We start from the raw sequence: 11,886 nt of genomic DNA, 5'->3' as shown, positions 1-11,886 counted from the left end.
AACGGTCAGGCGAGGATGGCCGGACGGCCGTGCACCCGCTCGACCCAGCGTTCCGGCGCGGTGAGCTCGTCGATCCGCGGCAGGTTCGCCGGGCCCTCCCAGACCCGGTTGAACCCGTCCATGCCGACCAGGTCGACCACACCGCCGACGAAGACCCGGCCCTCGGCGTACTGCTTCATCTTCTGCTCCAGCCCCAGCAGTCGGCGCAGGACGCGGTCCAGCGGCCCGCGGCCCTTGCGCCGCTGGGCGAACCGCTTGCGCAGCGTCTTCACCGACGGGACGACGTCGGGGCCCACGCCGTCCATCACGTACTCGGCGTGCCCCTCCACCAGGCTCATCACCGCGGTGACCCGGTCGAGGACGGCCCGCTGCTCGGGGTCGCGCACCAGTGCGAGGAGGCCCTCGGATTCCGTGTCGCCGCCGCGGACGGCGTCGCCGAGGCTGCGAAGGACGTCCTGGAGCCGCTCGCGCAGCGCGTCGGCAGTGAGGTCGGTGGCCTCGACGAACCGGGCGATCTCGGCCTCGAGGTGGCCCTTGAGCCACGGCACCGCGGTGAACTGCAGTTGGTGGGTCACCTCGTGCAGGCACACCCACAGCCGGAAGTCCGACGGGTCGACGCCGAGCTTCCGCTCGGTCGCGACGATGTTGGGCGCGACCAGGAGCAGCCGTCCGCCGGTGCCGAACACCTCGTACTGGCCCAGGACCCGCGAGGACAGGAACGCCAGGATGCCCCCTGCCTGGATACCGGTGGCACGGGAGCCGATGGCCGTGGCGATCACCCCGGGCCGGCTGTCCTGCTTCGCGGCGAGCGCCTCCACCAGCGGGTCGAGCAGGGCCGCCATCCCGCCGGCGTTGGCGTCGACCCAGCCTGGTCGGTCCACGACGGCGACCTCCGGCACCGGCCCGCCGGGGACGGGACGCAGCCCGGTCAGCTTCTCGACGTGCGCGACGGCGACCGCCGCGGCCTCGTGCAGTTCCCGGACGACGCCGGCGGCCTCCTCCCGGGTGGTCGAGGGTCCCGCATTGATCAGCTTGCGGGCCGTGCGTCCGGCGAGGTCCCAGTCGACCATCGAAGAGGCGCTGCTCATCGCCTCACGGTAGGCCCTCCTGCAGGGGCCCGCCGTGGCCCCGTCCGGGTTCCGCCCTGAGCGTGCGAAGGGTGGGGAGGACGGGGTCCTCACCGATGGGGGGCAGGAGGGTGCTCTCTCAGCCGCAACCGCAGCCGGCCAGGGCCGCCGCCACGTCGTCCAGGGCGTTCTCGGCCGCGGCCTCGCCGCTCGAGCCGTCCGCGATGACGGCGAAGGCCAGCAGCCGCTCGTCGACGGTGACGACGGTTCCCGCGAGAGCGTGCACCCCGAGCAGCGTGCCGGTCTTGGCGCGGACCGTCCCGGGCGCGGCGCCGGCGTCGCCGCGGTCGAAGAGCGTGCCGTCGTAGCCGGCGACCGGGAGCCCGGACAGCAGCGCCGAGGCGCCCTCCAGGCTGCCGTCCGCGGCGCCGCTCACCACGTCGGTCAGCACCCCGGCCGGGACCCGGTCGGCCTGGGAGAGGCCGCTGCCGTCGGACAGCGCCACGCCGGTGACGTCGATGCCCGCGTCCGCCAGCGTCCGGGTCACCGCCTGCGCCGCGCCCTCGAAGGTCGCCGGACGGTCGGTGGCGATCGCGACGTGGCGGGCCAGGGCCTCGGCCAGCATGTTGTCCGACATCGACAGGGTCTGCTCGACCAACCGGCCGATCGGGGCGGACTCGACGGTGGCGAGGGTCCTCGCGCCGGCCGGTGCGTCCGCGAGGACCACCGCGGCTCCGGGTGCGCCGAGGGCGTCGGCGAGCGCCGATCCGGCATCGATCCCGGGCTGGCCACTGCGCGTTTGGGAGCCGGGGCTGACGCGCGCGCCGTCGACTGCGGCGGCGGTCACCGGCGCGGCGTAGGTGGACGGGGCGTCACCGGCGCCCCACCCCGGCGCGGTGAGGGCGCCGCTGAAAAGCGAGTTGTCGACGACGACGCGGGTGATGGGCGTCCCGGCCGGCAGCGCGGCGACGACCTGGGCGGCGAGGTCGGCCATGGTGGCGGCACCCGGGTAGGTCTGTGACGGGGAGGTACGGGAGAGGGTCGGGTCCCCGCCGCCGACGAGGACGACCTCGCCAGGGGTGGCGCCGGCGACGACCGTCGTCGTCAGGGTGTCGGTCGGGTCGAGCGCGACCAGTGCGGCCGCGGCGGTCAGCAGCTTCGCCGTCGACGCGGGGATGGCGGGATCGCCGGCGTCCAGGTCGAGCAGGACCTCGCCGCTGGCGACGTCGACGACCTCGGCCGAGACGCCCGTGCCCAGGCCCGGGGCGGAGAGCAGCGGGGTCAGCCGGCTGCTGAGGACGGCGGGATCCGGGGCCGACGCGTCGGTGGCCAGCGAGGCGAGGACCGGGGAGGCGTCGTCGAGGTCGGGCAGCTCCGCATCGGCGATGGCGACCGCCTCGGTGGCGCCGTCCCCACCGCCACCGGTGAAGAGCAGGCCGACGCCGACGATGCCACCGATGAGCAGGAGGACGAGGCCGATGACGCCCATGGCGACACGCCGACGGAAGCGTCCGGTCTTCGCCGTGACGATCGTCGAACCACTCGACGCGATGGCGCCCACCCCCCAAAAAAGTGACCTCCGCGGAACGCGCGAGGCCACCGTGGGCCAGACTATGCGGGTGCAGTTCGACGTGACGGTAGAAATCCCGAAGGGCCAGCGGAACAAGTACGAGCTGGACCACGCCACCGGACGCATCCGCTTGGACCGGATGCTGTTCACTTCCACCCGCTATCCGGCGGACTACGGCTACATCGAGAACACCCTCGGCCAGGACGGCGATCCGCTCGACGCCCTGGTCCTGCTCGAGGAGCCGACCTTCCCCGGGTGCCTGATCACCTGCCGGGCCATCGGCATGTTCCGCATGACCGACGAGGCCGGTGGGGACGACAAGGTCCTCACCGTTCCGGCGACCGACCCGCGCATGTCGCACCTCACGGACATCAGCGACGTGTCGGAGTTCGACCGGTTGGAGATCCAGCACTTCTTCGAGACCTACAAGGACCTCGAGCCGGGCAAGTCGGTCGAGGGCGCCGAGTGGGTCGGCCAAGAGGAAGCCGAGAAGGAGATCCTCGCCTCGCTCGAGCGCGCCAAGAACGCGGCACCTCACCACTGACCGGGTTCCTCCTGGCCCTCCAGGTCGCCGAGCGCACCGACGGCGGCACGCCTCCCTGAAGCGTGCCGCCGTTCTGCCTCCCCGCGACCGTCCTCGTCCTCGGCGTCGTGTCCGAGTACCTCCGGGCAGCACCCCGCCGGGCCGCACCGGTCACGGACGACGCCGCTCGCGAGGGTGCTCCCGGCGACCGCCAGGTCAGGTGAGCCGACCCCGCCGTCGTGGGTAGGTCCTCGTTCGCCAATGCAGCGACTCGCCGAGGAGCGCGCCATGACGACGACACCGGACAGCCCGGTCCCGGACGACGAGAACGACCAGCCCGACGACGGCTCCCCGGAGCTCGATGGCGCCCCCGGCGCGGAGATCGGCCTCTCGGGGGACGGCGGCAGCACGTTCGAGCCCGAGGAAGATGCACCGACCGAGGGCTGACGGGTCCGGTGATCCACGGGAGCTGCGCCGGCGGATGCGTCGACATGACGCCGGAGACGACGCAGCGGTCCCGCCCGGGAGGGCGAAGCCGCTGATCGGGGCGAGCCGCCTGTCGGAATCGAACCGACGACCTTCTCATTACGAGTGAGATGCTCTACCGACTGAGCTAAGGCGGCGGACTGCCCGAACAGCCTACGACACCGCCGCCCGCGTCCCGCGCAGGGTCCCGCCGCGAGCCTGCGAGCGGTGGGGGGCAGGAGGGTCCTTCTTCAGGCCGGGAGACGCAGGGCGACGGTCAGCGCCTCCAGCGCGATCCTCGGCTTGACGTTCTGCTCCAGCGCGAGCCGGCAGGCCAGAACGGCGTCGATCCGGCGCAGCGCGCCCTCGGCGCCGATCCGGCGGCCGAGCTCGGCGGCGTCGGCGCGGCGGTCGGGGTGCAGCAGCTGCGGAGGTTGGGCGGCCGCGTCCGACGACAGCGCGTCCAGCACCAGGGCGTCGCGGTAGAGGCCTGCCAGGTCGACCAGCGCCCGGTCGAGGGAGTCGCGACCGAGGCGGGTGGCCCGTGACTTCTGGCGCTTCTCCAGCTCCTTGAGCTGTCCGGCGCCCCGGCTGGCGGCCGCCACCCCGGGCCCGCGCGCGCCCACGCCGAGGCTGGCCTTCACCGCCTCGGTCTCGGCGCCGTCGAGGGCGGCCGACGCCTCGTCCGCCTCCTCCTGCGCCGCACCGACCAGGTCGTCGGCGGCGTCGAGACAGGCGGCCAGCGACACGAGCTTCAGCGGGACGTCGAGGACGGCCTTGCGGGCCATCCGGGCGGCCTCGTCCCGGGCCAGCCGGCGGGCCCGCCCCACGTGACCGGCCGCGGCCGCCGCCGACCACGCGGCCAGCGCCGGGTCCACGCCGTCCCGGCGGACCAGCACCTCGGCCACCGCATCGATCGGCGGGGTGCGCAGGCCGACGACCCGGCACCGCGAGCGGATGGTCACCGGCACGTCGTCGGGGTGCAGGCTCGGGGCGCACAGGAGGAACACCGTCCGGGACGGCGGTTCCTCGAGCATCTTGAGCACGGTGTTCGACGCCTGCTCGGTCATCCGATCGGCGTCCTCCACGAGGACCACCTGCCAACGCCCCTGGGACGGCGCCCGGCCGGCGATCCGCACGATCTGGCGGACCTCGGCGACCCCGATCGACAGCCCCTCGGGAACGACGGTCTGCACGTCGGCATGCGTGCCGGCCAGCACCGTGCGGCAGGCGTGACAGGTGCCGTCGCCGCCGTCCGGGCACTGCAGGGCCGCAGCGAACGCCCGGGCGGCCACCGACCGGCCCGAGCCCGGCGGCCCGGTGAACAGCCAGGCATGGGTCATCGCGGCCGGGTCGGCCACGGCCGCCCGCAGCTCGGCGACGACCGCCTCCTGGCCGATGACCTGCGACCAGACGCCTTCGCCTGCGCTCACGGGTGCAGCTGGGGGGTCGGGCCGGTCTGGGCGTGCGGGTGGTGCGGGACCGACGCCGCGAGGTCGTCGTGCGACACCGACGATCCGTCGGCCCGCGGCTCCGGGGCGCTGGTCTGGGCCAGCTGCTGCAAGGGCAGCCCGGAGAGCAGCTCGGCGACACGCACCCGGATGTGCGCGGCGATCGCCTCCGGGGACTCGCGGGCGTCGAGGACCAGGTAGCGGTCCGGTTCGGCCTCTGCCAGCGCCCGGAACGTCTGGCGGACCCGTTGGTGGAACTCCAGCGACTCCGACTCGAGCCGGTCGGCGACCGCCCGCCCGCGCGCGCGGGCCAGCCCGACCTCCGGCGGCAGGTCCAGCAGGATCGTGAGATCCGGCTGAACGCCTCCGGTCGCCCAGCGCGACAGCATGCGGACGTCGTCCAGCGGGATCGTCCGGCCCGCCCCCTGGTAGGCCAGCGAGCTGTCGACGAACCGGTCGGTGATCACCACCTCGCCGGCGTCGAGGGCAGGGCGGAGGACGTCGTGGACGTGCTGGGCCCGGTCGGCCGCGTACAACAGCGCCTCCGAGCGCGGCGCGATCCCCGTGTGCGCACGGTCCAGCACGATCGACCGGATACCGGCACCCGAGGGCGTGGCGCCCGGCTCGAAGGTGGCCCGGGCGACCAGCCCCTCGCTGGTCAGCCACTCCTGCAGCCGCCGCACCTGGGTGGACTTGCCGGCGCCCTCACCGCCCTCGAAGGCGATGAGCACCCCGCCACCGGCCAGCCGACGGCGCGCGGTGGTGTCGCGCCGGAGCGCGGTGACGACGTCGGCCAGCAGCGGGACGGGCCGGCCGTCGTCCATCTGCCGGTAGGCCAGGACGCCCACGCCGATCGCCAGCAGACCCGCGACGAACAGCATGATGCGCTCGCCGGTGACGGGGATCGTGACCGGGCCGAGGTCCACGGAGTGCCGGCCGATGAGGCCGACCCCGAACGGCACCACGGCCAACGACAGGATCAGCGCGGCCCGGATCAGCGACTGGACGATCGCGAACGTCCGGCCGCGGATCTCGTCCTCGATCTCGGTGCCCAGCAGCGTGAACCCAGCCAGGTAGGCGATGCCGGCGAAGAAGCCCATGAGGACGACGAGCAGCAGGGCGATCCAGAGCGCGAACGTCCAGGACATGAGCAGCACCATGGCGCCGGCTCCGACGATGGCGACCCCGAAGATCCGCTCGCGGGCGAGGTCACGCGCGATGCTCGGGCCCAGGGCGATGCCCAGACCCAGACCGATGAAGACCGCGCCGAAGAGCAGCCCGTACGCGGCCTCACCGCCGCCGAGGGCGTTCGCGAAGGCCTGCCCGGTCGCGATGATCACGCCGGCGGCGGCCATCGCGCCGGTGATGCCGACGACCAGCCCGCGGACCAGCGGGGTGTGCCCGGCGAAGGAGAAGCCGTGCCTGAGGGAGCCGAAGAAGCTCTCCCGCGGGGCGGACGTCCCGGCCGCGCGGCGGCCGCTGATCGACGGCAGGTTCCAGATGACCACCGCGGCAACGAGGAAGGTCAGTGCGTTCACGTAGAGCGCCAGGTCGACCTCGTCGACCGTCGGCAGCAGGCGCGAGATCTGGTGCCCGGCCGTGGTCAGGACGGCGAACACGAGCGCCGCGAGCACCGGCGTGAGCCCATAGGTGGTGACCAGTGAGAGCTGGTTGGCCGTCTCGAGCTGGTCCTTGCGCAGCATGTTCGGGACGGCGGCGTCCTTGGCCGGGATCCAGAACAGGCTGATGGCCTCGATGAGGAACTGGGCGACGAACAGCCAGACCAGGTTGTCGACGATCGGGATCGACGCGAACAGGCCGAACCGCATGACGTCGGTGATCACCATGGTCTTGCGCCGGTCGAACCGGTCGGCGAAAGCACCGGCGAGCGGCCCCAGCACGATCGCGGGCAGGAGCCGGAACAGCAGCACGCCGCCGAGCGCGAAGTTGGCGGCGGCGAACCCCTCGACCAGCGAGGTCGCGGTGGCGGTGATCGCGAGCAGGCCCAGCCAGTCACCGAAGCTCGACAGGGACATCGACAGCCAGAGCTTGCGGAAGTCCTTGACCCGGAGCACGGCGCGCAGCTTGGCGACCAGGCCCACCGCGCCGAGGACGTCGGGATGCGCGCCCTCACCGGCGTGGCCCTCGTCCGCCGGCTCCTTCCCGGGGCCGGCGGGCGCGCCCGGGTCGAGCTCGGTCAACGGCACCGCGGCTCGCGGCGGCACCGGCGTGCCGGCGGGCGGCAGACCGTCGGCCGGCAGGCTCGTCCGCGCGTCGACCGCATCGTCGGGCGACGGCGCCGGCGGCGTCGGGTCGGACGGAATCGGAGCTCCCGGCGTCGGAGGATGGGTGCGCGATGTCCCCTGGGCAGGCTCACGGTACCGGGGCGGGCAGTCGATTCCGGCAGGTTTCCGCCCGGAGGAGCGAACCGGGACGACGGTCGCACCGGGAGGTGACCGAGGCATGTCTAGGGTCGGGCCGATGACCGAACAGGGACCGAGCGCCGAAGACACCATGGGGTATTCCGGTGGAACGCCGTCGGCCGCGTGGGATCCCGCGCGCTACCTGCGCTTCGCCGGGGAGCGCGCCAGGCCGTTCGCCGAGCTGGTGGCCCGGGTGGGGGCCGATGCGCCTGCGACGGTCGTCGACCTCGGCTGCGGCGAGGGCAGCCTCACCGCCTCCCTGGCCAGGCGGTGGCCCGGCGCGCGGGTGACCGGGGTCGACTCCTCCCCCGAGATGATCGCCGCCGCGTCGGCCCAGGCCCCTGCCGACCGTGTCCGGTTCACGCTCGCCGACGTCCGCGACTGGACTCCCCCGGGGCCGGTGGACGTCGTGGTCAGCAACGCCGTCCTGCACTGGGTGCCCGATCATCACCGCCTGCTGGACCGCTGGGCCGGATGGCTGCCGGCCGGCGGGTGGATCGCCGTCCAGGTGCCGGGAAACTTCCGGGCGCCGACGCACGCGCTGCTGGCCGACCTGTGCCGGTCACCCCGGTGGGCCGACCGGCTGGCCGATGCCGCGCCGCGCCCGGACGCCGTCCTGGAGCCCGCGGGGTACCTCGATGTCCTCACCGAGGCGGGTCTGTCCGCCGACGCCTGGGAGACCACGTACCTGCACGTGCTGACCGGCACGGACCCCGTCCTGGCCTGGGTGCGCAGCACGGTGCTGCGGCCGGTGCTGGCGCTGCTCCCGGAGGAGGACGCCGGGCGGTTCACCGCCGAGTACGCCGAAGCGCTGCGGGAGGCCTATCCCCCGCGCCCCGACGGCACGACCGTCCTGCCCTTCCGGCGGGTCTTCGCCGTCGGCACCCGTCCGTCCTGATCTCCGGAGGTCCTCCAGTGCTCACCGCTCTGCACCACGTCCAGGTGGCCTGTCCCGCCGGCAGCGAGGACGCCCTGCGCGCGTTCTACGCCGGCGTGCTCGGCATGACCGAGGTGGCGAAGCCGGCGGCCCTGGCGGCGCGGGGTGGGGCGTGGTTCCGCTCGGGCGGCGCGGAGATCCACTGCGGCGTGGACGCGGACTTCCGGCCGGCCCGCAAGGCGCATCCGGGGCTGCTCACCACGGACCTGGACGCGCTGGCCGCTGCCTGCGAGGCGGCCGGGCACGACGTCGAGTGGGACCCGCACTTCCCCGGCCACCGGCGGCTCTACGTCGCCGACCCGCCCAAGGCCCCGTCCGGAGGCTCGCCCCGAGCTTGCGAGGGGTGAGGGGGACGGGGTCCTTCTTCAGCCTGCAGCGACCGGCGTCGCGCTCTTCTTCGCCGCCTTCTTGGCCCCCGCCTTGGTGGTGGCCGCCTTCTTCGCGGTGGTCTTCTTGGCGGCGGCCTTCTTGGTGGCCTTCTTCTTCGTCACCGGACCACGCGCGCGGCGGTCGGCGAGCAGTTCGGCAGCGCGCTCGATCGTGATCGACTCGACATCGTCACCCTTGCGCAGGCTGGCGTTGGTCTCGCCGTCGGTGACGTAGGGGCCGAAGCGTCCCTCGCGGACGGTGACCTGCCCCTGGGTGACCGGGTCGACCCCGAGCTCCTTGAGCGGCGCCGCCGCGGCCCGTCGGCCCCGCTGCTTGGGCTGGGCGAAGATCGCCAGCGCCTCGTCGAGGGTGACGGTGAACAGCTTCTCCTCGCTGTCCAGCGAACGGGAGTCGGTGCCCTTCTTGATGTAGGGCCCGTAGCGCCCGTTGAGCGCCTGGATCTCCTCACCGTCCGGTGCCACCCCGACGGTGCGCGGCAGGGTCAGCAGCTTCAGGGCCTCCTCGAAGGTGAGGGTCTCCGGCGTCATGGAGGCGAAGAGGCTGGCCGTGCGCGGCGCTTCCTTGCTGCCCTCGGGGACGACGGTCGTCACGTACGGGCCGTAGCGTCCGGCCTTGACCACGATCGGATGCCCGGACTGCGGGTCGGTGCCCAGCTCGCGGTCGCCGGAGGGCGCCTCCAGCAGCTCGGTCACCTTCTCGCTGGTCAGCTCGTCGGGCGCCAGGTCCTCGGGGATGCTGACCCGGGCGCCGTCCTCACCGCCGGCCTGCAGGTAGGGCCCGTAGCGGCCCACCCGGGCGACGACGGGCTTCCCGTCCGGGCTGGTGGCCCGCAGCGGGATCGAGTTCACGCCTCGGGCGTCGATCTCCTCCAGCCGCTGCCCGACGACGGACTTCAGGCCACCGGACTCGGCGATCCCCCCTGCGTGCCGTCCTTCGCCGCCGAAGTAGAACTCGGTGAGCCAGTCGACCCGCTGGAGGTTGCCGCCGGCGATCTCGTCGAGTTCCTCCTCCAGGGAGGCGGTGAAGTCGTAGTCGACGAGCTGGCCGAAGTGCTGCTCGAGCAGGTTCACCACGGCGAACGCGATGAACGAGGGCACCAGGGAGTTGCCCTTCTTCCACACGTACCCGCGGTCCTGGATGGTCTGCATGATCGACGCGTAGGTCGACGGGCGGCCGATCCCCAGCTCCTCCAGGCGGGCGACCAGGCTGGGCTCGGTGTACCGCGCCGGCGGGCTCGTGGTGTGGCCCTTGGCGTCCAGTTCACGGGTGTCGAGCTGCTGGCCGCGCTCCAGGCGGGGCAGCCGCCGCTCGGCGTCGTCGCTGCCGGGCTCGTCGTCGCCGTTGGCCGGGGCGCTGTCGTCCTGCGACTCGACGTAGGCCTTCAGGAAGCCCGGGAACGTGATCGTGCGGCCGCTGGCGGTGAACTCGACCCTCTCGTCGGTGGCGCTGCGCCCGGCCAGCCGGATGCTGACGGTCTGCCCGACGGCGTCGGCCATCTGCGAGGCGACGGTGCGCTTCCAGATCAGCTCGTAGAGCCGGAACTCGTCACGGGCGAGCTGTGCGGCCAGCTGCCCGGGCGTGCGGAAGCTGTCACCGGCGGGACGGATCGCCTCGTGCGCCTCCTGCGCGCCCTTGGCCTTGCTCTTGTAGCGACGGGCCTCGGCGGGCACGTAGGCGTCGCCGTACAGCTCACGGGCCTGCTGACGGGCGGCGTTGATCGCCTCGTCGGACAGGTTCGTCGAGTCGGTGCGCATGTAGGTGATGTGGCCGTTCTCGTACAGCCGCTGCGCCACCCGCATGGCCTGCGCCGAGGACCAGCCGAGCTTCCGGCCGGCCTCCATCTGCAGCGTGGAGGTGGTGAAGGGCGCGTAGGGACGGCGCCGGTAGGGCTTCTCGTCGACCCTGCTGACGCTCACCTGGCGGCCTTCCAGCCGCGCGGCCAGGCCGCGGGCACCGGCCTCGTCGAGATGGACGACGTCCCCGCTGACCCGGCCGGTCGCCGGGTCGAAGTCCCGCCCGGTGGCCACCCGGCTGTCGTCGACGCTGACCAGCCGGGCGCGGACCGTCGTGGGCTCGCCCTCGTCGGTGGCGGCTGCGGGCGTCGGGACGGCGAAGGTGCCCTCGAGCGACCAGTAGTCGGCGGCGTGGAAGGCCATCCGCTCCCGCTCGCGCTCGACGACGATCCGGGTGGCGACGGACTGCACCCGGCCGGCCGACAGCTTGGGCAGCACCTTCTTCCAGAGCACCGGCGAGACCTCGTAGCCGTAGAGACGGTCGAGGATCCGGCGGGTCTCCTGGGCGTCGACCAGGGCGGTGTCGAGCTCGCGGGGGTTGGCCACGGCGCGGGCGATCGCCTCGGGAGTGATCTCGTGGAAGACCATCCGGTGGACCGGGACGCGGGGCTTGAGGGTGTCGACCAGGTGCCAGGCGATCGCCTCGCCCTCGCGGTCCTCATCTGTCGCGAGGTAGACCTCGCTGGCCTGCTTGACCAGCTGCTTGAGCCGGCTGACCTGCTGCTTGCGGTCGGGGCTGACCACGTAGAGCGGCTCGAAGGAGTTGTCGACGTCGACACCCAGGCGCGCCCACGAGGCGCCCTTGTGCTCGGCGGGGACGTCGGCGGCATTGCGGGGCAGGTCGCGGATGTGGCCGACGCTGGCCTCGACGACGTAACCGCTGCCGAGATATCCGGCGATCTTGTTCGCCTTCGTCGGGGACTCCACGATGACCAGCGGCTTGCCCCCGGCCGCAGGGGTCCGCCGGCGCGTGGGCGCCTTCGTCCCGCCGGCGACCGCGTCCATGCTCTCGCTTCCGGTCTGGCTGGTCTTCGTGGGCACGGTGCTCCTGTCGGTGGTGCTGTGGTGGTGCCGGGTGCGGCGCGGGCGGCCGGGATCGGTGCCGGGTTCGTCGGCCCGTGGGTGGGCGGACTCCCCGACTCCGGCGGGCGCCGCCGCGAGACGCCCCCTCGGCGGGCCACGGTAAGCCACGCACCGGACATGGCGCCGAGGGCGACCCACCGTGGGCGTGCCGTCACCGACATCAACAGTGTGGGCCGGCTCGTGT

At 73.4% G+C, this 11,886-nt stretch carries 9 protein-coding genes and 1 tRNA gene; 4 read left to right on the top strand and 6 right to left on the bottom strand.

Annotated elements, in window-relative coordinates:
- Positions 1–5: 5 nt before the first annotated feature.
- Together CHB94_RS06490 and dacB are read right to left on the bottom strand one after the other, a co-directional pair.
- Positions 6–1,088, bottom strand: a complete 1,083-nt coding sequence (locus CHB94_RS06490; RefSeq protein WP_089335759.1) for a zinc-dependent metalloprotease — start codon at positions 1,086–1,088, stop codon at positions 6–8.
- 118 nt (positions 1,089–1,206) lie between these two features.
- The gene (gene dacB, locus CHB94_RS06485; RefSeq protein ID WP_254920442.1) at positions 1,207–2,556 is read right to left on the bottom strand and encodes a D-alanyl-D-alanine carboxypeptidase/D-alanyl-D-alanine endopeptidase; all 1,350 of its coding nucleotides are present in this window, start codon (positions 2,554–2,556) and stop codon (positions 1,207–1,209) included.
- 34 nt (positions 2,557–2,590) lie between these two features.
- Here dacB and CHB94_RS06480 point away from each other — a divergent pair, with 34 nt between their 5' ends.
- Positions 2,591–3,181 carry an inorganic diphosphatase gene (locus CHB94_RS06480; RefSeq protein ID WP_438264926.1) on the top strand — a complete coding sequence of 197 codons (591 nt, stop codon included), beginning with the start codon at positions 2,591–2,593 and terminating at the stop codon, positions 3,179–3,181.
- 267 nt (positions 3,182–3,448) lie between these two features.
- The gene (locus tag CHB94_RS25035; RefSeq protein WP_176445441.1) at positions 3,449–3,607 is read left to right on the top strand and encodes a hypothetical protein; all 159 of its coding nucleotides are present in this window, start codon (positions 3,449–3,451) and stop codon (positions 3,605–3,607) included.
- A 103-nt stretch (positions 3,608–3,710) separates the two neighbouring features.
- Here the strand turns inward: CHB94_RS25035 and CHB94_RS06470 are convergent.
- The 3 genes from CHB94_RS06470 to tmk all read right to left on the bottom strand — a co-directional run bounded on the left by CHB94_RS06470 (position 3,711) and on the right by tmk (position 7,283).
- Positions 3,711–3,783, bottom strand: a tRNA-Thr gene (locus CHB94_RS06470).
- A 93-nt stretch (positions 3,784–3,876) separates the two neighbouring features.
- Positions 3,877–5,058, bottom strand: coding sequence for a DNA polymerase III subunit delta' (locus tag CHB94_RS06465; protein WP_089335756.1), 1,182 nt, complete (start codon positions 5,056–5,058; stop codon positions 3,877–3,879).
- Positions 5,055–7,283 (bottom strand): dTMP kinase, encoded by a 2,229-nt coding sequence (gene tmk, locus CHB94_RS06460; protein ID WP_254920441.1) that lies wholly within the window; start codon positions 7,281–7,283, stop codon positions 5,055–5,057. Before tmk ends, CHB94_RS06465 begins: the two co-directional genes overlap by 4 nt.
- A 274-nt stretch (positions 7,284–7,557) precedes the next feature.
- Between tmk and CHB94_RS06455 the strand changes: the two genes are divergently transcribed.
- The gene (locus CHB94_RS06455) at positions 7,558–8,397 is read left to right on the top strand and encodes a trans-aconitate 2-methyltransferase (protein ID WP_254920440.1); all 840 of its coding nucleotides are present in this window, start codon (positions 7,558–7,560) and stop codon (positions 8,395–8,397) included.
- Between the two features lie 17 nt (positions 8,398–8,414).
- Positions 8,415–8,783 (top strand): VOC family protein, encoded by a 369-nt coding sequence (locus CHB94_RS06450; protein ID WP_089335755.1) that lies wholly within the window; start codon positions 8,415–8,417, stop codon positions 8,781–8,783.
- Between the two features lie 18 nt (positions 8,784–8,801).
- On the opposite strand, the gene topA is transcribed toward CHB94_RS06450, so the two are convergent.
- On the bottom strand, positions 8,802–11,660 hold the full coding sequence (topA, locus tag CHB94_RS06445; protein ID WP_254920439.1) for a type I DNA topoisomerase: 2,859 nt from the start codon (positions 11,658–11,660) through the stop codon (positions 8,802–8,804).
- Positions 11,661–11,886: the final 226 nt, after the last annotated feature.

It is taken from the genome of Blastococcus mobilis, from assembly GCF_900188025.1.
Classification (GTDB): Bacteria; Actinomycetota; Actinomycetes; order Mycobacteriales; family Geodermatophilaceae; genus Blastococcus_B; species Blastococcus_B mobilis.
This window is presented reverse-complemented; position numbering and strand designations above follow the sequence as displayed.